This window comes from Sphingomonas sp. ERG5, from assembly GCF_000803065.1.
Classification (GTDB): domain Bacteria; phylum Pseudomonadota; class Alphaproteobacteria; order Sphingomonadales; family Sphingomonadaceae; genus Sphingomonas.
This window is the reverse complement of the sequence record NZ_JSXI01000053.1, coordinates 13,869-31,555: the sequence shown is the minus strand read 5'-3', so window position 1 is coordinate 31,555 and position 17,687 is coordinate 13,869. Positions and strand designations below refer to the sequence as shown.

At 64.6% G+C, this 17,687-nt stretch carries 19 protein-coding genes; all 19 read right to left on the bottom strand.

The genetic code is table 11. The features are described from left to right. Positions 1-3 precede the first annotated feature (3 nt). The 19 genes from OO12_RS17435 to OO12_RS17355 all read right to left on the bottom strand — a co-directional run bounded on the left by OO12_RS17435 (position 4) and on the right by OO12_RS17355 (position 17,547). Positions 4-384, bottom strand: coding sequence for a GPW/gp25 family protein (locus OO12_RS17435; protein WP_034160003.1), 381 nt, complete (start codon positions 382-384; stop codon positions 4-6). Next, positions 381-605 carry a hypothetical protein gene (locus OO12_RS17430; RefSeq protein WP_034160002.1) on the bottom strand — a complete coding sequence of 75 codons (225 nt, stop codon included), beginning with the start codon at positions 603-605 and terminating at the stop codon, positions 381-383. The genes OO12_RS17435 and OO12_RS17430 overlap by 4 nt, the downstream gene beginning before the upstream one ends. A 12-nt stretch (positions 606-617) precedes the next feature. Next, positions 618-980 (bottom strand): hypothetical protein, encoded by a 363-nt coding sequence (locus OO12_RS17425; protein WP_052216000.1) that lies wholly within the window; start codon positions 978-980, stop codon positions 618-620. Further along, on the bottom strand, positions 977-1,786 hold the full coding sequence (locus OO12_RS17420) for a phage baseplate assembly protein V (RefSeq protein WP_034160001.1): 810 nt from the start codon (positions 1,784-1,786) through the stop codon (positions 977-979). The genes OO12_RS17425 and OO12_RS17420 overlap by 4 nt, the downstream gene beginning before the upstream one ends. Next, positions 1,783-2,961 carry a hypothetical protein gene (locus OO12_RS17415; protein ID WP_034160000.1) on the bottom strand — a complete coding sequence of 393 codons (1,179 nt, stop codon included), beginning with the start codon at positions 2,959-2,961 and terminating at the stop codon, positions 1,783-1,785. Before OO12_RS17415 ends, OO12_RS17420 begins: the two co-directional genes overlap by 4 nt. 2 nt (positions 2,962-2,963) lie before the next feature. Further along, positions 2,964-3,275: a hypothetical protein gene (locus OO12_RS17410; RefSeq protein WP_034159999.1), complete on the bottom strand. Its 312-nt coding sequence runs from the start codon at positions 3,273-3,275 to the stop codon at positions 2,964-2,966. Between the two features lie 9 nt (positions 3,276-3,284). Then, entirely contained in the window at positions 3,285-4,016 is a 732-nt protein-coding gene (locus OO12_RS17405; protein ID WP_034159998.1) for a CIS tube protein, read from the bottom strand. 9 nt (positions 4,017-4,025) lie between these two features. Continuing rightward, positions 4,026-5,936, bottom strand: coding sequence for a hypothetical protein (locus tag OO12_RS17400; RefSeq protein ID WP_034159997.1), 1,911 nt, complete (start codon positions 5,934-5,936; stop codon positions 4,026-4,028). Between the two features lie 10 nt (positions 5,937-5,946). Next, positions 5,947-7,971: a hypothetical protein gene (locus tag OO12_RS17395; protein ID WP_034159996.1), complete on the bottom strand. Its 2,025-nt coding sequence runs from the start codon at positions 7,969-7,971 to the stop codon at positions 5,947-5,949. Between the two features lie 9 nt (positions 7,972-7,980). Beyond that, entirely contained in the window at positions 7,981-9,819 is a 1,839-nt protein-coding gene (locus tag OO12_RS17390; protein ID WP_034159995.1) for a hypothetical protein, read from the bottom strand. Positions 9,820-9,823: 4 nt separating this feature from the next. Continuing rightward, entirely contained in the window at positions 9,824-9,994 is a 171-nt protein-coding gene (locus OO12_RS28645) for a DUF6760 family protein (RefSeq protein ID WP_160296834.1), read from the bottom strand. Further along, positions 9,991-10,761, bottom strand: a complete 771-nt coding sequence (locus OO12_RS17385; protein ID WP_034159994.1) for a T4 family baseplate hub assembly chaperone — start codon at positions 10,759-10,761, stop codon at positions 9,991-9,993. The genes OO12_RS28645 and OO12_RS17385 overlap by 4 nt, the downstream gene beginning before the upstream one ends. A 26-nt stretch (positions 10,762-10,787) precedes the next feature. After that, on the bottom strand, positions 10,788-11,264 hold the full coding sequence (locus OO12_RS17380; RefSeq protein WP_034159993.1) for a phage tail protein: 477 nt from the start codon (positions 11,262-11,264) through the stop codon (positions 10,788-10,790). A 41-nt stretch (positions 11,265-11,305) separates the two neighbouring features. After that, the gene (locus OO12_RS27035; protein ID WP_052215999.1) at positions 11,306-13,417 is read right to left on the bottom strand and encodes a phage tail sheath family protein; all 2,112 of its coding nucleotides are present in this window, start codon (positions 13,415-13,417) and stop codon (positions 11,306-11,308) included. Then, positions 13,414-13,731: a hypothetical protein gene (locus tag OO12_RS17370; RefSeq protein WP_034159992.1), complete on the bottom strand. Its 318-nt coding sequence runs from the start codon at positions 13,729-13,731 to the stop codon at positions 13,414-13,416. The genes OO12_RS27035 and OO12_RS17370 overlap by 4 nt, the downstream gene beginning before the upstream one ends. Further along, on the bottom strand, positions 13,728-14,750 hold the full coding sequence (locus OO12_RS17365; RefSeq protein WP_152616495.1) for a hypothetical protein: 1,023 nt from the start codon (positions 14,748-14,750) through the stop codon (positions 13,728-13,730). The genes OO12_RS17370 and OO12_RS17365 overlap by 4 nt, the downstream gene beginning before the upstream one ends. Positions 14,751-14,954: 204 nt before the next feature. After that, a complete protein-coding gene (locus tag OO12_RS17360; RefSeq protein ID WP_034159990.1) occupies positions 14,955-15,860 on the bottom strand; it encodes an AfsR/SARP family transcriptional regulator in 906 nt (301 codons plus the stop codon). A 387-nt stretch (positions 15,861-16,247) separates the two neighbouring features. Beyond that, the gene (locus OO12_RS29305) at positions 16,248-16,379 is read right to left on the bottom strand and encodes a hypothetical protein (RefSeq protein WP_268747927.1); all 132 of its coding nucleotides are present in this window, start codon (positions 16,377-16,379) and stop codon (positions 16,248-16,250) included. Further along, complete coding sequence (locus OO12_RS17355; protein ID WP_160296833.1) at positions 16,345-17,547, bottom strand: DNA glycosylase AlkZ-like family protein; 1,203 nt, start codon at positions 17,545-17,547, stop codon at positions 16,345-16,347. The genes OO12_RS29305 and OO12_RS17355 overlap by 35 nt, the downstream gene beginning before the upstream one ends. Positions 17,548-17,687 lie beyond the last annotated feature (140 nt).

Genomic DNA, 17,687 nt, shown 5'->3' with positions numbered 1-17,687 from the left:
GCTTCACCCCAGCTGCACGAGCATGATTTCGGTGCGCGCATCGTCCGCGAGCTGATAGGTCAGCTCCAGAGTCAGCTCCCCGTTATCCTGGTGAAAGGTGATGTCGGAGACGATGATGCGCGGTTCGAGCTGCATCAGCCCCTCGCGGACATGACGCGCGATCAGCCGCGCGAGTCCGCCTTCATTGGGCTCATGGACCAGTGAATGGATCGGCGTCCCGAAGTCCCGCGCCATCGGTCGTTCGCCGGTGCGGGTGGTGAGGATGAGCCGGACATTGTCGGCGAGTTTACGCTTGCCGTTCGACCAGGCGACACCGCCGGTTTCGGGGTCAATGGCGAAGGGATAGGCTGGGCCACGTACCGCGGCGATGCTCGACTGGCTCATGACAGCTTCACCGCGGCGCCCTGCACGGCGTGGCCGATCGGATTGCCGCCAGTGTCGGTCACGTCGCTTTCGACACCGGCGATCTCGCCGTCGCGGACATAGAGGTCGATCGCGTCAGCCATGGCGCCGGCCGACTGTGCAAGCGTCCAGTCAGGGTCGTCCATTCCCGCCTGGAAGGCGGCCTCGAGCGCGGTGGCGAGGGCGGATTTATCGAGGGGCATGGTCTCTTCTCCTCAATCCAGCGGACAGGGTGGCAGCGCGGGGAGCGCGGGCAGGGCGGGAAGCGGCGGCAGCGATGGCAGACCCGGCAGCGCCACCGATGGCAGGGCGGGCATTGGCAATGTCGGAAGCGTCGGCAGGCCCGGCAGCTCCGGCAGGGAGGGGAGCGCGGGCAGTTCGGGCAGCGGCGGGAGCGACGGCAGGCCGGGCAACGCGATCGACGGCAGGGCGGGCATCGGCAATGTCGGCAGCGCAGGCAGGTCAGGGAGCGCCGGGAGCGACGGCAGTGCGGGCAATGGCGGCAACGCGGGCAGGCCGGGCAGTGCCGGCATCGGCAACGCCAGTGTCGGCAGATCGGGGAAGGCGCAGCGGCTCATTTGACCACCGCCGCGCTGGTCAGATGAATGCCGGGTTGCAGCGGCAGAATCGGGGGTGTGGCCGGACCCGATGGCCCCATCGCGGTCGGGTGGACATGCGCCGCGAGCAGATTCCACAGGATGGAGAAGGCATTGCCCATGATGGTCGGGTCGGTGGCGCCGGCACCCACCGCGACAGTGGTCCCGCCCAGCGAGATCGTCTTGGCGAGGATCGTCGCCGTCGTGCCCTTCAATTCGACGACGGTGCCGCCGTCATTGACCAGCACCAGCGCGTCCTTGGTCATCGTGAGCAAATGACCCTGCTCGCTCATCAGGGTTGTTTCCTTGCCGTCCGCGTTGAGGAAGAGGTTCGCGCCGGACTTGTTCGAAACGACCACGCTCCCGTCGGGCTGGAGCGCCAGAAAGGCATTCTTGCCGTTGCGCACGACGAGCTTTTCGGCACCCTCCTCGTCCGACAATTCGATGGTGTGGCCGGATTTGGTCTGGATCACGCGGTGGGTCGGCGGGGATTTGCGGGCTTCCTCGGGCGTCTTGTCTTTGGCCCACCACACCCCGACCCAGATCGGATAATTGGTGTCGCCGCCCTCGAATTCGACCCAGACCGGCGTCCCGATATCGGGAATGAAGAAATGACCGAAGGGAAGGCACGGCCGGGCGCGGACGCTCGCTTCCGCACCGAAGATCGCCGGCACCGTCACCATCACGGCGCCGCGCTGGTCGGCGTCGCTATTGTCGCTGACCGTACCGCTATACTTGCCGTAATATTTGTCGGCGTGGCGCATCATGTCGGAGGGGCGCGTGGTCATCGCGTTGCCTCGAACTTCGAGCGGAAGCTGACCGAGATTTTTTTGTCGAGCGCGGTACGTTCGAAGATGTGGTTGACGCGGCGGACGTACCAGCGCCCCGAGGCCCAGCTGGCGAGCCCGTCGATCTTGACCGGCCCCTTCGCGCGCAGGAACACCGTGCCGATCGCCGTACCCGTACCGGTGTAACCCAGGATGCGCGTCTTGTCCTGCTTGATGCGGCGATCGCGGGCGGCGGGGTCCGACGGGCCGCCGGTCGGCTCCTTGGTCGCGCGCAGCGCCGCGGGTTGTGTCGCGGCGTCGCTGGCGACCTGCATTCCCTGCGCATGGTCGTTGGCCCGCGCGGCACCGAGAACATCGGTGACCTGATCGGTACGTCCGGCGGACGGGGCGGGTTGCGGCTCGGGCGGCGCCGGCGGCGTAGCGCCCGTTTCCGGTGCGCCCGTATCGGGATTGGCGACCGTCGCCGAGGCGGCGGGAGAGGCGCCGGAGCCGACACTCTTATACTCGAACTGGAGCAGCTTGCCCATGCCGCGGCAATAGAGCAGCGTCCCCATCGGCTCCTGCGCGATCAGCGCGTCCTCCGACATGAAATAGAGTTTCGGCTCGCCTCCGGCCAGCTTGACCGCTTCCTTGTCTCCGGGATCGGCGTTGACTTCGACGAACGCGCGCGCGCGCGATTCTTCCGCCAGGTCCTGCAGGAACTCCCAGTCGGTGCGGTCGCGCTGCTGACAGGCCTCGGTCTCGGTCCAGGTCTTGCCGGTCGCGACGTCGATCTTGCCGATCGGCATGTTGACGCGCTTGGCGATGCGGGTGACGATGTCGGTGACCGTGCCGGTATATTTGCGCTCGCCGAGCGGCGGGCGGGTGTCGAAGAGATAGGACTGATCCTTGCAGGTCACCTCGATGCGCCCTTGCGGCCCGGCGCCCGCCAGGCTGCGCGTCGATGCGATGCGCCCGACAAAAGCCAGCGCATATTCGGTTTCCCAGCCGAGCTCGATCCTGACCGTGGCCCCCGGACGCAGGACGTCGCTAGTCGTCGATCCCGGATCGTCGAGCAGAAAGGTCGCCTTGTCGGCGCCGCGATCGACATCCTCGACATCGACCCGCACCACCTGCGGACCGAGATCCATCGTCTCGACCTTTACCTTGACGGTTGCTGTTGTGTCTGAGGGCATCGTCAGAACTTCCGTGTCCGGACGACGCGATTGATCGACCCAGGCGATGCGACGCGGATCGTGGCGCCGGGGCGGTAATCGAGCGGAAAGGCGAGCGGATTGCCGTCGCAGATGCGCCACCACACGGCGCTGCGCCCATAATAGCGCCAGGCGAGATATTCGACATTTTCGATCCCGCTCAGCCGGTGCGCGACCGTGTCCTGTTCCGCGATGACCGCGTTGGGGCGGACCGGCAGAGTCGGGGTCGGGCCGTTCTCGGTGGGCGCGGTGTAAGCGGGCTGCACCCAATAGCGCGAGCGGATGTCAACGGGCATGGCATATCCTCACAGGAAAAGATCCACGAGCGGCTTGATCGGCGATGCGGCGTAGATGTCTTCACCGATTCCCTCGCGTCCCAGCGCGCGCGCGGCGCCGGCGGTGCGAGTCAGGAAATCGGTGATCGGCGTCGTCGAATGCGTCTGTTCCAGCAGGCGCACGGTGATTTCGGCACGCTGTGGCGACAGGTCTTCCTTGAACGCGGTGATCTTTATGTCGAGATCCTGCATGACGCAGTCGAAGCTCAGCGAGCCGTAAATGAAGGTACAGGTTGGTGGCCGGTTCCAGCACGGCGGTTCCCAGCCCCCGCCGCCAATGCCCTTGGCCACCCAGCCGATGACGTCGACATCGTCCCAGCCCGGGTACATGAACGACCGCAGCACCGCGAGATCGGGCTCGATGCTGCCGCCGAAATGGTCGTCAGTGTCCATTGGCCCCGGCGTCGTTGCGTCGAGCTGAAATTCGATCTGATACTCGCGCGGCTCGCCTTCCTTGGCTTCGAAGGGACGGGTGGCGGTGAGCAGCGGGCCGATCTCCTTCAGATCCTCCCACAGGCCCTTGCCGATATCGAGCAGCGAGCCGGCCGATCCCGCGCTGGTCTGGTCGAAACCCCAGCGCCCAAAGCTGTTCGACTGCTCGTATTTATAGCGCTTGCGCTCCTGCAGCAGGTCGGGGTTCCACTGAAAGCGGAAGATCAGCGGCGGGATGGCGAAGATGTTGGCGAGCAGGCCGCGTTCCATATCAGGTTCCTAAACAAGCATCGCGTCGAGCTCGGCGGGGCGGATGCCCCGATCCTCGAGTTCACGTTCGTGGCGGCGCACGGCGAGCCAGATATTTTCGTCGCTGTGCGTCGGGAAATCGCCAGGGCCCCATTCCGAGGGCGGTGATTTTTCGAATTTCATCGGTGCCTCGCCGGGCTGGATGACGATCTCGACTTCGTCGATCTCGATCGAGGCGCGCGGCCGGTCGAACTGGCCGCGCAGCAGGCGCAACGCGCCGGTTGGCGCGCCGTCGCCCTGTTTGGGGGCATCGGTAAAATGCTTGGACGCTTCGTCGAGCACCGATTTCATGCCGCCGCCGGTGAGCCACTGCTCATAGCTTTTCGCGATCAGTTCGAAGCCGGTGGGGGCAGTGTCGGCCGCGACCGGCGTCGTGATCGCCTTGGTCAGGTCGCCGGCATTGGCGGTAATCTGGGCGCCATATTTGGTCAGCACGCCCGAGGAGAATGTGGCCTCGTCGCGCGCCGCCTTGTCGAAACGGCCCGACACGCCGCCTAGGGTGGTGGTGATGCTGCCGATCGACACTTTGACGTCGTTGACGACATCGGCGCCCGTTGCGTCCACCGCGCTGCCCAGCGTCGCGCCCAGCGCCTTGAAGTCGGTACCGAAATCCGGAAATTTGCCGATGATCTGGGCGGTGGTTGCAGGCCCCTGATTGACCACTGGCCCACCGGTACCGGGCTGAGCGGCCGCGGCCGGCGCGGGATTGAAGGCAGCGTCGTGCGCAGCGGTCAGCATTCCCTGCACATCGGCGGGCAGCGCCTTGCTCGCCTTCAGCATGTAGATCGCCGACAACAAGGCGGGCAGCACCTTGACCAGATGATCGACGGTCCGGAACACGGTCAGGTCGCCGATCGCGCGCAACACGTTGAACAACCCGTCGACCAGCCAGGTGAGGAGCTTTTCCACCACCTCCTTCAGCGCGCTTGCCAAGGCTTCGAGCGCATCGAACGCCGCTTCGAGCAGCTTCTTGATGATGGCGAAGATCGCGGTCAGCACCGACAGGATCGTGTCGCCGATAATGCCGACAATGTTCGCGGCGAGCCGGGCGGCCGATGCGACGGTTTCGAAGACGATGGTCAGCAGCACGCCGCGCAGCACCAGCGCGTTGCGGAGCAGGAACTGGATCGTTTCGAGCAATGCGCGCCGGATTTCGGCGAGATTGGCGATCAGAAAGGCGATTGCGCCGACGGCCATCGGGATGAGCAGTATCAGGCCCTCGACCAGCCGGTTCGTCCGCTCGAGGAAAATATTCACGCCATTGAGGATGGCCATCCAGCGCTCGCCGGTTTCAGTCAGCGGTTTTTGCGACGTACGCGCGGCATCGGCGGCGCCATCGGTGCCCTTGCCCGCCCCGACCTCGAACAAGGCGGTCACGTCCTTGACGAGATCGCGAATGCCCTCGAACGTCGCCAGCAGGCTTTCCCCCGTCTTGGCCTGCGCCTCGGGGGCCGATTTGGCGTCGTCAGGCTTTGCCTTGTCCTTGCCGATGCCGAGTTTGTCGATGATTTCCCCGATCTTGGGGACGATCCGGTCCAGCCGTTCGATCATCTTGGGGAGCGCCAGACCGCTCAGCGTGCCGCCGACCACGCCGCCGATCAGATTGCCGAAGAAATTGCCGACCCCGCCGAGCATCGCTTCGATGAAGCCGCCAAAGCTGTTGCCCGGCGCCAGGTCGTTGATGTTGACGACATGGACCATCAGCGCTCCGTCGAACAATGGCGGCGCGCCAAACCGCTCACCCGACGCGAACGCCTTGGAGAATTCGAAACCGCCATAGCGCGAGGTGCTGCGCTGCACGTCCTCAAGTGCGCGCCGCGCGCTGCGAAGCTGGGTGAGCAGCGCACCGATCGCGGCGGCGACGAAATCATCCGGATCCATGCCGCGCCCCCTATGCTGCCGCCGCCAGGCGGCTCAGCCGCTCGGCACCGGTTCGATAGGCGGCCTCCACTTCGTCGCGGAACGCGGCGGCGACTCGCTCCGCAAGCTCGCGGTCGATCGGGTTGCCCGAAGCGACGATCCGCAGGCGTGGCAGATGGACCCGGCCCAGTTCGGCGCGCTGGAGCAGTTTCTTGGGCGACGTCGGCATGACCTGCAGCGGCAGATCTTCGTTCTTTGCGATCTGCTCGGTCCACTCGTCGAGCATGAAGCGGATGTACCCGCTCGCCATGTTTGCGATCGTGTCGAAACCGCCCTGCATCCATGCCGAGAAGGCGAGCGCGACGGCTTCGAGTCCGGTCTTGCGGGCTTCGGGCGACTGGGTGCCGAACAGGCTCTTGAGCAGCGCGTCGGTGTCGCCGACCATGCGCATCACCAGTCCTTTCGGCCCGAACGCGGCCGAGTCCTGTGCCTCTTTGTGGAACGCGTCGGCAGTCTCGTTCAGGCGCTTTTGCGCCGATCCGAAGACATCGCCGACCGCGCCATCGGCCGCCGTACCGACCTTGCCGACCGCGTCGATCAAGCCGATCCGCAGCGGCCGCACGACCGCGGCGACCAAATCCGGGGCAGTGCTGAGGTCGACCTTGAGCACGGGTTGCGCACGCCCCGGGTCGCGCGGCAGCGCCAGCGCCTTGGCCAGCATCTCGAGCCCGGTCACGACATTGTCGATATGGATGTCCTTGGCTTTGAACAGCGCGCCCTTGTACAAGATCGCCCAGGTCCCCATCGCGTGGTGAACGGCGAAGCCGAGCCGGGCGGCGGCAATATTGATCTGATTGTTGGCCTCGGCGCCGGGGCCTTCGTTGAGGACGAGCTCGCCGATCGTCACCGCGAATTGCGCGGGCGCGGTATAGGCGGCCGGGCGATGATCCTTGTCGTAGAATTCGTCGGCAAACCAGGCGATGACTTCCTGGATCGTCACCAGCGCGTTGTGGATGACTTCACCGATATCGACCGCCGCAATCGATGCGACGAAGCCGGCCACCTGATTGATCAGTGCGATAACGCCGCTCCAGAAGGAGCGTATCTGGTCGGCCAAGCTGACGACGCCCGCGGTCAGCCCGCGCAAATATTCGACGCCGATCGCGACGAAGGCGTCGATGATGCCGGTGATCCCTCCGCCGATCTGAAGCAGAAGTTGCAGCGAGGTTTCGGTGATCGCCGACATGCCGTTCAGGAAGCTGCCCAGCAACGCCTTGCGATAGGCCCAGGCCTTCGTCTCCCACTCTTCGAATTTCGCCAGGGCCTTGTATTTGGCCAGCGTCAGGGCGTCCTTGCCGATGATGCCGAGCAGGCGCGACACGGCCGGAATGACCAGCAGCCCGGCGACGACATAACGCGACAGTTCGTCGATCTGGAAAGCGAGCGGCAGCCCCGGTTCGCCGGCTGGCTTGCCGTCACCGGCTGAGCGCATGGTGCCGCCATTGTCGTTGGCGGGTGCTCCAAGACCCTGGGCCAGCCGCGCCGCTGCGCTGTAGATGCCGGTCCGATTGGCGCCGATGGTGCGCCATACCAGCGCCGCCATGCCGATAATGTCCGATGCGGTGTGCCCCTTTGGCTCGAACATCTGGGCATTGGGTGTCATGAAGCGATCGAGCGAGCCGAGCACGCCGTCCACCATTCCCTCGACAACGCGGAAAACTTCACCGGGGAGTCCCGCCGAACGTGCCTGCTGCGAGATGTCTCGCGGCAGATTCCATTCGTCGAGCGCGCGCTCGACATGCGTGCCGATGCTATCGACCGGGACCGTCAGGAGTGAGCCGAACTGCATATCGGCGACCCGCGCGGTCAGCGCCGTGTTGTAATAGTTGAAGATGGGGAAGGCTGCCGTCGCCTCTTCCATGCGCTGGGCGGCGGGCACGCGCTTTTCGAGCCAGCGATCGAGCAGGAATGTCGAACGGTCCATGTTCTGCAGCCAGCGCAAGACATCGCTCGCATGAGGCGCCATGGCTTCGGCCCAGAGGATGATGATCGGCACCGCCCCCCCTCAGGCCGCTCGCGCGAGATAGGGCTGCTTTTCGAACGCCGCGACGACGATGTCGCGGAATGCGCGCAGGTCGGGTGTTTCGGCATCCGTGCCGACGAAGCTCAGCTTGCCGACCTTGGGGAACAACAGGCCAGTGTCACCAAGATCCTGCACCGGCAGCAATTGGTCGGCGAGTGCGTCCTTCTGTTCGGGCGTTTGCGCGCCCGCGCCATACAATTTCTCGTCGAGCGTATCGAACAGCGCCCGAGCCTGCGGCGCATAACCCCGCAGCGCCGGCGGCAACACCCGACCAACGGCGAGGTAGATCGCATCGCGCAGCGTCGAATTGTCGAGCGTGAGCACCGGCATTGCCGCCGAGCTTTCGAGCGCCTTGCGTGCGCCGGCGAATGCGCTGGGCGGACGCGCCGAGAATTCCGGCGGCAACTTCATGCCCGAATAAACCTCGCTGGCCTGGTCGAAAAGATCGGAGGCCAGCGCGCCGAAGTCGGGCAGTTCGGGGCGGGGGTGCGCCTTCTCGATCGCATCAAGGTCGGGCATCTTGGGCATGGCCGGAAGGTCCGGGACCTTCAGGTCGGGCAGGTCAGGGAATGTCAGCCTGTCGATCGAGCCGAGCAAGTCCGCCGCCGCGCTGCGCACATCGCCCAGATTGAGCGCCTTTGCGCCAAGCCATTTCCCGACTCCGGTTGCCTTGTCGCGCAGCGGACCATCGTCGTCGTCGGCCGGCTTGGGGATCTCCTGATAGGCTTTTTTCCACGCCGGCAGCATGTCGACCAGCGCCTTGATCCGATCGATCAGCAGCGACAGCACTGTCTTGGAGAATGCATCCTTGAGCCGCGTGACGAAGCCTTCGCCATAATCCTTGACCTGCTTGCTGACGCCGCCGACCACCGGGCTGATTTTCGCCTTTGCTTCCTTGATGGCGGCTCTGACCCGTTCGATGATTTTGTCGGGCAGTTTGAGCAGGCGGTCGATGATGCCGTCCAGAATGTCGGAGATGCCCGGCTTCTGATCGAACGGCGCGAACAACGTATCGACCACGCCTTTCAGCACTTCGGTGAGTGCGGCCATCACCGTGTCGACCAGCGCGGACATCGCGCGAAACTGGGCAAGCAGCCCCGGCACCAGCGGTAGCAGCCGGTCGAATAGAAAGGCCACGAACCCGATCACCTGAATGAACAGCCCCGCGAAGCGGTCGAGCGTTTCGAGGATGTGGCGCAGCAATGGGTTCTTCACCTGATCGCGCGGTCCCGACAACTGGTCCCAGAAGCGGCCCATCGCGTCGATCATCAGGCCGAGATCGCCGAGCAGCGTGATCACCGATCGCGTCGTTGCATCGCCCGCGATGCCCAGGCCCAGCGCCGCGAACAGGCCAAAAGGAAGTCCGATGCCGACCACCACCCCGGCGATGAGGCCGGTCAGCGGCAGGAACAGAATGATCGCGCCAATGACGGTGACGATGTTCCAGATCGGCGCGATCGACGATCCGACCTTGGTCAGCTCAGTGACGATCAGGATCAGCCCGGTCGGCGACATCGCGGCGCCCAAGAGTGCACCGGCGATTCCGGACAAGGGGCCAAGGAGGCTGATCCCGGAGATGGGGTCGGGCCGGCTGCGTTTCGCGAGCTGGTATTGGTCGCGCAACGCGGCGATATTGCGGATGGCGATGTGCAGGTTCAGTTGTTTTTCGGGCACGTTCGGCCCGAACCATGCGGTCAGATAGGCGCTTTCGACGCGCCGCAGCAGCGTCTGCTCAATCCCGACCAGCCGGCTCCAGGGCGCCAATGCCATTCCGGTGCGCCACAGCTGGAAGGTCAGCTCGGGGAACAGCACCAGCGGCATTGATTTATCCCTTTCTCGCCGCTTTGACCTGGGCGTTCTCGCGCTCGATTTGCTCGCTGAGCAGATTGACGAAGGTGCGGCGTTCCTTGGTGTCCATGTCCATGATCTCGGACCAGGACCAATGCAGGTGGTAGGCGAGAAAGAAGACTTCCCGCCGGAGCGCGTCGGTGCTCATTCCGGGGCCAGGAAATGCGTCATGTCGAGGTTGGCCTTGATGTCCGCACCACAGGCATAGCATTCACGGTCGCGCATCAGGTCGACGCCCGGCGCCGCCTTGTTGAGCGCGCGGTCGATCAGCCGCCGGTCGGTCAGCGTCAGCTCCGAAAACAGCCGTGGCCCGAGCGCATCGACGCGATGCTGCGGCATGTCGCCGACCTTTTTCAGGCAACGCGCAAGCAAGGCGTTCTTGCCCATTGAGGCGTTCTTGCGAAGGACCGGGGCGACCGCCGCCTCGTCAGTGCCGCGCGGCAGGGTCAGCGTTACGGTCGTGTGGCAGATGTCCTTGTCCCAATAGCCATCGACAAGCTCGACCGTGATGTCCTCGAGCGTCTCGTCGTCACCGAGGACGCGCACCGGCAGGTCGTCGAGATTCTCGACCACATCCTGCTTTTCGCCGCACTGCGAACAGGTGTAGGTGGCGGGCAGTTCGGGGCCGAAGGTGAAGCTGCGCAGGCGGATCAGCACATAATTGCGATCGGCCGAATACCAGTTGGCGATGTCCTGTTTGCTCAGCTTCTGCTCGCCCTCGAATTGCGTCACGCAGCTGTGGAGCAATTCGGTCACCAGCTTGCCGCCATTATGCTGGTTGGCGCGATCGGCAAGGATCGCCTCCTCGCGGCCGGTCATCTTGCGCAGCATGCCGGCACGGCGCAGTGCGCCGTCGCCGTTCATATAGCCGATCGGCAAGTTGAACTCCATCTCGCGCGACATGGTCATCGTCATCGTTGCTCTCCGGAAGAGGGAGCCGCTCAGGCGGCAGGAATGCGTTCGAGCCCCTCGTGCTCGATCTCGATCGTCTGGGTGAGAAAGCCGTCGGACCCTGCCTCGAGGTCGCTGAACTTCGACGACTTGATCCACCCGTCGAAGAACATGAAGGCGAGTACGGGCACGCCATTGTCGCGCTTGATGATCTGCCCGCTTTTGCGAACGCGCGACCCCTGGCTGCGGTTTTCGCTCAGGTAATAAGTGTCGCGCCACCAATCCTGCCAGCGCTGGTCTTCCGGGCTGCCATCGACGCGGCGTTCGATCACCAAGGTGTCGAACTTGACCTTGGTCGAGGAGATCTTGTGGATGCGGAAGCCGCCACCGTCGGGCTGTTCGACGGTGTCGTACATCCCTTCATTGAGTCCCGTCACCTTGGTCACACCAGGACTTTCCGTCCCGTCGATCATGATGACGAACTCGGTCGCCTTATAGCCTTCCCAGATTTCGCCGACCTGCGGCATGGCGCTACTCCTTTGCTGCGATTGGATCAGTGATCGAGGGGTCAGGCGTCGGAGGACGTCTCACCGCTCGGCTGTTGGCCGACCTTGACGACGATCGTTTCGGCCGGGACTGACGGGTAGAAATAGATTTCGACGTTGAGGAAGCCGAGTTGCACCTGGCTCGGCGGGTTGTTGGTCGCGTCGCAAATGACCGTGAAGACATGCGCGGGCGTGCCGGTGCCGAACGCCCCCTGGCGCCACAGGCGCATCAGGAAGGGCCGGATGCTGCCATAGGTGACGAGATTCCACAGCGTGTCGCGGTTCGGCTCCTGCCGCACCCAGCGCAGCCCGGCGCGCAGGCTCGATTTGACGTAATTGAACAGCAGACGGACGTTGACATAATACCAACGCGGATCGCTGCTGAGCGTGCGCGAGGCATCGACGACGATACCGGCCCGTGGCAGCGCGCGGATGCCGTTGATCGATCCTTCGCGGACCAACTGGGAATGCTCATTGTCGGACAGGCGATAGGAGACGTCGAGCGCATTACGCAGCCGTGCCTCGTCGCCGGCTGGCGCTTTCCAGATGCCGCGCGTCCGTTCGATCCGCGCATAGACGCCCATGACGTGACCGACGGGCGGAATGCTCTTGGTTGGCGGGGCGCCCGGAAGCGTGTCGGCGACGGTGATCCAGGGACCATAGAGCGCGCCGTAGCGCTTTGTGCCCTGCAACGCCTGACCATAAGCCAGGGCGGTGCCGCCCTCGATCGACCCGTCGGGCACCGCGCCGACATACATGCAGTCGTCGCGCGCCTCGCAATAGCTGATGCCGGCTTCGGCGATGGCCGGATCGGTGCGCTCGCAGGTCAGCAATTGGACGTCCAACGGATCGAACGCATAAAAGCCGGTGCGGGTGGACTGATCGCCGATGAAGTCGTTCGAGGTCGCGACGCCATCGACACCGCCGGTGTTGAGCGCCAGAGCGGCGGGCATATTCGCCGGACGGTCATTGCCGATCGGCGTTGCGCTGTGCTCGTCGATGGCGCGGACAAAGCCGGAGCCCTTGGTCGGGTGGTTGAGCCTGGTGATGGCGTAATTGTCGACATCGCCTTCCATCGACAAGCCGGGCCAGGTTTCCTTCAGATTCTGACCGGGATCGGTCCCGCCCAAATAGACCTCCAGATCGAACTCAAGCGTTGCGATGCGGAGCGCGGTCACGGTGTAATTGGCCGGGGTTACCGCCGGCGCCCAGGTGATCGCGCGGGTCACCGGATTAATCGTCATCACCTTGGCGCGCTCGGGCGGAGGCGCCGTGCCATCGTCGAACTGGATCGCATCGCCGACGTTGAGGCCAGACACCGACTGCAGCGTCGCACCGTTCGTGCCGAGCGCCGCAATCGTCGCGTCGGCATTGACGGGGGCCGCGAACCCCAGTGTCGCGTTGGCGGCGACCGCGAGCCGCGTGAAGCCGCCATTGGTCATCGCGATATTGCCGGTCGAGGTCAGCCGCAGCTGATTGCCTCCGTCGAACGAGGCGTCGAAGTCGTTGGTTCCCGCGTTGATCGCCGCGAGGATTTCCGCTCGCGTCGCCGCTGCCGGATTGGCGAATTGGGCCGCGTTGAAGGTGACGGTGGTCGCCCCCGGTGCGTTGTCGACAGTAACGATCAGGCTGGGAAAGGCCGCGGCGACCATGTCGGTTGCGGCCGGAAGCGCACCCGCGGTGACGACAGTCGCCGCCGCTGTCTCATTAAGGCGAAGGCCGGAAACCAGCGACCGCCGGGTAGTCTTGACGTAAATGCCCAGCCCCCAGGATCCCGGATCGGCAACGCCGCGCGCGCCGGCCTCCAGCGTCAGCGTGTTGACGGGGCCTGTGTCGAGCAGCGTGCGTCGCGCTGGTGTCGATGCCCCGCCGCCGGTCGCGACGACTCGGTTGACGTAGGCGGTGGCGCCGTCGTTGTCGAAGAACCCCTTCACCAGATAGGAGCCGAGCCCCTGAGCGAAATGGCTGCCGAACTGCTGCTCGAATTCCGCGAACGACCCGATCCGCACCGCTTTTTGTGCGGGACCGCGTTTGGTCAGGATGTTGAACGCCGCAACCGATGTCGCGGCACCGGGAATTGCCGGTGCGCCGGTGCCGTCAACCTCGACGACGTTCAGGCCGATATTATAGGTCATGCGCCTTCTCCCTTGCGGCGGCTCGTCTTGGTCGGTGTCTTGCCGGCCGGTTGCTGTTTAACCGGCGGCTTTTTGACTGGCGTCTTGTTGACCGGTCCCTTGCCCTTTCGCGGCGCGGGGGCGGGCGTGGCGATCGATGTTGCGGGCGCCGGATGTACGGTCATCAGCCCGCGATCGATCAGCGCCGCATGACGTTCATCGATTACCGCAACCTCGATCGTGCTGTCGGCAGGGACAATGGTCACTGCCGCACCACCATGAAGCTCGATCGGTCGCCGCGCGATGTTGCGCAGCATCCAGCGCTGGTCGGTCATGCCGCCTCCTCGTTGAGTTCGGTGCTCAGCCGCATTTCACCGACCGGGCGCACCTGGATTGCATTGCCGCGTTCGAGCGATGTCGTGAGCCGGTAACGGAGCAATGGGCCGACCGCTTGCTTGTCGCGGCGCTCGGTCTCGCGGATGCGTTCGATCCGGTGCGCGAGGCCGCCGATATCGAGCGTCGCGCGTATCCCGAGCCGTGCCAGTGTGAAGTCGAGCATCGCCGATTGCGCGTCGGCGTCGTCGCTCGCGAATTCGATGCGATAATGCAGATGCCAGGCTTCGGCCTCGGGGTAGATGCGGTGGCCGGTGACGGTATAGTCGCCGTGTCGTTGCGGCTGTCCACCAAGCATGTCGGCGGGGGTCGCGCTATAATTGACGATGCGGGTGTAGGGCGTTGCTGGAAGGACCATGCCGGGGACATCGATCACGGCGGGAACCGGCGTGCCGCCGATCAACAGACCTCCGTCGATTGCGCCGACCAGAGCTGCATCGGCGTCAGCCACCATCTGTGGCGCGGCGGCACGGAGATCGTCGAGCCAGATCGACACCGCGCCATCGCCGGGCAACACGAACAGCGCGATCCGTGTCGCCGCACCGCGTACGGCCGGCGGCAGGTCGTCAAGCGCCAGCCGCACCAGCGACCAGCGCGCGGCTGGTGCGATGGGCAGTCGGCGATGCCAGTCATTGCCAGGTGCGTTGATCGGCAACGCCGCCGAACCAAGCCTGAACTCAAGGCGAAACGGCGCCGCCGATGCCTCGGACGTCGGCTGACTGCCGCGTATCCAGAAACGCAGTTCGGAGAAGGTGTTGAGATTAGTGGCAGGAATGACGCGTTCGATGCGATGTCCCGTCGCGGTCGCGGCGATGTCTGCGCGCAAACTCTTCCCGCCAGCCGGCAACGCCGGGCCGGGAGCGTCGAGTGCAATAGCGATGTCCAGCGACGGGGTGTTCGCCGGAGTCAGTGCCTGCCAAGGAGCCAAGCTACCGAAATCATCGATCAGCGTGGTCGGCATTTTCGACTCCATCCCGCGCCAAGATCAGCGCTTGGCAGGAGATGTAATCGAGTCGCGCCTCGGCCTCGTTTCGTAACCACCCCGCATCCGTGACGCCGGAGTTCGACCCGCGTCTCGCATATGCCCAGTACGCGTCTCATTTGCGTCTCATGGGTGCTGCGCGCGCGTGTGCGGCGGCTCGAAAACGCCGCAGGAACGTGAATTTCAGGCCAGGGGAGAGGAGGCGGTCGCGCGCGGTTCTTCGGATCGCGCATTGGTGCGGCGGACGATGGCCAGCGCGTCGGCGATGCTTGCATCGACTCGTTTGGCCGTCCGCTTGAGATGAACTTTGGGTTGTGCGTTGCGCCGTTCGCCGCCGCACGGTTCGGTCAACGCTTCGCGCAGCGCGACCGTTTCCGCCATCGGGGTGATGCCGAGCTCATCGCGCAGAGCGCGTTCGCAGCGCGCATATTGGCGGAGAGCCGATGGCCGGTCGCCCATCGATAAATGGCATGCCATGATCGCGCGGTGGAGATGTTCGCGCAACGGGTCGAGCACGAGCGCGCGCTCCGCCCAACTGATCGCCAGCAACCAGCTCTGCCGCCGCGCATGAAAGTCGGCCACGCGCTCGACCAGCGTCAGATAGGCGTTGTGCAGCCGTTCCTGTTCGACCGCCAGCCATTCGTCGTGAAGCCCGGCGGCGCAATCGCCGCGATAGAGCTGCGCGGCGATCGTCATCGCTACACCATCGGCGGCCTGGAGTGCGTCGTCGGCCTTGGCGTCGGTCATTGCGATTGTGTCTTCGAATGCCCACAGGTCGATCCAGACTGGCCAATCCCCACGGAATCCGAGCTGATACGCGTCGGAGTAGACATGACCACCCTCGCCGCCCTCGCCCTCCAGCGCGCTGCGGATGCGCCAAAGCGCGGTGCGCAACGCTTTGCGCGCAACGGCTTCGGACTCGTCAGGCCATAAGGTGGCGCAGACTATCTCGCGATGGATCAGGCGATCGCGGTTGAGGATCAGATAGGCGAGGAGCAAACGCGATTTGGGTGTCGGCGGCAGCGCGACGACGGCACCATCGCGCTCCAGCGCGAACCCGCCGAGCAAACGAACGTTCAGCGGTGCCATCACGCGAATTCTCGCGGGTGATTGGTAAGATTGATCAAATGCACCACCGGCCTGCTCCCGAAGAAACACAAGAGCGCAACGACTGCGCTTACGATTGGAGCGACCTGTATCGGCTGTTTGATTCGCGAGTATCTCGCAAGTATCAGATTCGATCAACCTCCTGCTTTGGTTAATTCCAACCAACATGGAGGGATTCAACCATATGTCTCGTCGGCATATATGTATTGGCGCTTATACAAATGCTGGTGTGAAGAGGTGCCTGGATCGGTGTCCCGGTGTTTGTATCTTTAACCAACCTTGCGGAAAGTTCGGCATTGGATTGCGATGATGGTCAGTCTTACAGTCTTCTCACATCATCTGATTTGAACATTGATCGTGTGTGCCTTGTCAGCGACCGCGCAAAAGGAACTCGACCGGCGGCACCAACTCGATCGAATCGCCGGGCTCCTCCCTGCGCCGCTCATGATAGGGCGCGGCGGTCTGGCTATCGCGATCGGCGAACAGCGCCTTGATTGGCATGTGCCGAAGCCCCGACCGAGAATATGTCAGGGCGATCTTCAAACATAGGCAGAGAGGCGTGGTTCGTCAGCAGTCCCTCAAGGCGGCGGCGGCGTGAATCGATCAGTGCCGAGGTGCCTTTGTCGAGGTCGCCAAAGAGAACGCAACCGATACGGCCGGTTCGTTTGTTGAACTGCCAGATGCCGGCGACGCGGCCATCGGCAAGGATCGTCGCGCGGGCTTCGCCGATCAGGTTGAAGACCTGAGGGTAATCGGCGGCGGCGACGAACCGGGCGCGTGATATCTTGTAGCCCTTCAGGAGATTGTCCTCATAGGCGAGAAATTCGACATGAGGTTCGGGACGGTGATCCACGAGCGCGTCGCGATCTTCGGTGAAAAGATAGCAGGCGGCGGCGACGCCTTCGACCGCGACCTCGACCAGGTCGCGCGCGTTGCCGGCGATGAACTGGCGGACCCGGGTTTCACCGATCCCCGACCACCAGGTGGCGTCGGCGATTGAGGCGGGGCCGTATCGGCGGAAATAAGTAGCGAGCAGCGCGGCTGTCGCCTCGGCAGGGTCGAGGCCGTGAAGGTCGAGGCTGGGATAAACGTCGCGGAGCAGGGCGTAGACGCGGCCCTCCCGCTTCCAGTCGGAAGCAAGGTTGCGGATGCAGAGATCGCCGCGCTCCCACAAGGTTTTGATGAGCGTGCGAAGATAGGGGGTCGGGTTCGTCAGGCCGGTTTTGCGCGAGGCGCGCATCCCGATCTCCGCAACGATCTGGTCGGACGTCAACGCCCGGCCGGCGAGGCTGTCGAGGATGGCCTCGATGAGGGCCTGTTCCGCCTTCGGCTCGACTGCGAAGGGCTTGGCGAGACTGCCGCACACAGCGAGGCGGGCGGCGCGGGTGGCGGCGTGGAGAGTGGGCGCGAGCTCGAGCGGCGCGATGTGGAGGGTGCCGCGCATGCAGCGCAACTTGATCAGGTCCGGCGACCGGTGAAGATGCTGGGCGAGGCAGTGGGCATCGACGCCATCGATCCGGGTCGCCATCGAGACGATGGGGGATTGCAGCCGGGCGGCGTGGATGCCGATCATGCCGGCGGCTATCCGGGGGATGTCGCCGGGCCCGGCGCGGCTAGCGAGATGGAGTTGGGCGATGCTGTGCCGGTTAGCCGTCCGCGCGGCGATCAAGGCCCCCATATCGGCTTTCAGCTGGCGTTAGAAAAGATGCGCGAGCATCGCCGCCACGACCTCGTCCGCGCCAATATCATCATCATCCGCCTCAATGGCTGTCCAGCGAGGTGCGGCGAGGTTTGCACCGCAGGTTGAGC

Bases quoted from the DNA above. Each gene is read 5' to 3' on its own strand.
- OO12_RS17435 (WP_034160003.1), bottom strand. From the start codon at position 384: ATGAGCCAGTCGAGCATCGCCGCGGTACGTGGCCCAGCCTATCCCTTC.
- OO12_RS17430 (WP_034160002.1), bottom strand. From the start codon at position 605: ATGCCCCTCGATAAATCCGCCCTCGCCACCGCGCTCGAGGCCGCCTTC.
- OO12_RS17425 (WP_052216000.1), bottom strand. From the start codon at position 980: ATGAGCCGCTGCGCCTTCCCCGATCTGCCGACACTGGCGTTGCCGATG.
- OO12_RS17420 (WP_034160001.1), bottom strand. From the start codon at position 1,786: ATGACCACGCGCCCCTCCGACATGATGCGCCACGCCGACAAATATTAC.
- OO12_RS17415 (WP_034160000.1), bottom strand. From the start codon at position 2,961: ATGCCCTCAGACACAACAGCAACCGTCAAGGTAAAGGTCGAGACGATG.
- OO12_RS17410 (WP_034159999.1), bottom strand. From the start codon at position 3,275: ATGCCCGTTGACATCCGCTCGCGCTATTGGGTGCAGCCCGCTTACACC.
- OO12_RS17405 (WP_034159998.1), bottom strand. From the start codon at position 4,016: ATGGAACGCGGCCTGCTCGCCAACATCTTCGCCATCCCGCCGCTGATC.
- OO12_RS17400 (WP_034159997.1), bottom strand. From the start codon at position 5,936: ATGGATCCGGATGATTTCGTCGCCGCCGCGATCGGTGCGCTGCTCACC.
- OO12_RS17390 (WP_034159995.1), bottom strand. From the start codon at position 9,819: ATGCCGCTGGTGCTGTTCCCCGAGCTGACCTTCCAGCTGTGGCGCACC.
- OO12_RS28645 (WP_160296834.1), bottom strand. From the start codon at position 9,994: ATGAGCACCGACGCGCTCCGGCGGGAAGTCTTCTTTCTCGCCTACCAC.
- OO12_RS17385 (WP_034159994.1), bottom strand. From the start codon at position 10,761: ATGACGATGACCATGTCGCGCGAGATGGAGTTCAACTTGCCGATCGGC.
- OO12_RS17380 (WP_034159993.1), bottom strand. From the start codon at position 11,264: ATGCCGCAGGTCGGCGAAATCTGGGAAGGCTATAAGGCGACCGAGTTC.
- OO12_RS27035 (WP_052215999.1), bottom strand. From the start codon at position 13,417: ATGACCTATAATATCGGCCTGAACGTCGTCGAGGTTGACGGCACCGGC.
- OO12_RS17370 (WP_034159992.1), bottom strand. From the start codon at position 13,731: ATGACCGACCAGCGCTGGATGCTGCGCAACATCGCGCGGCGACCGATC.
- OO12_RS17365 (WP_152616495.1), bottom strand. From the start codon at position 14,750: ATGCCGACCACGCTGATCGATGATTTCGGTAGCTTGGCTCCTTGGCAG.
- OO12_RS17360 (WP_034159990.1), bottom strand. From the start codon at position 15,860: ATGGCACCGCTGAACGTTCGTTTGCTCGGCGGGTTCGCGCTGGAGCGC.
- OO12_RS29305 (WP_268747927.1), bottom strand. From the start codon at position 16,379: ATGCCAATCAAGGCGCTGTTCGCCGATCGCGATAGCCAGACCGCCGCG.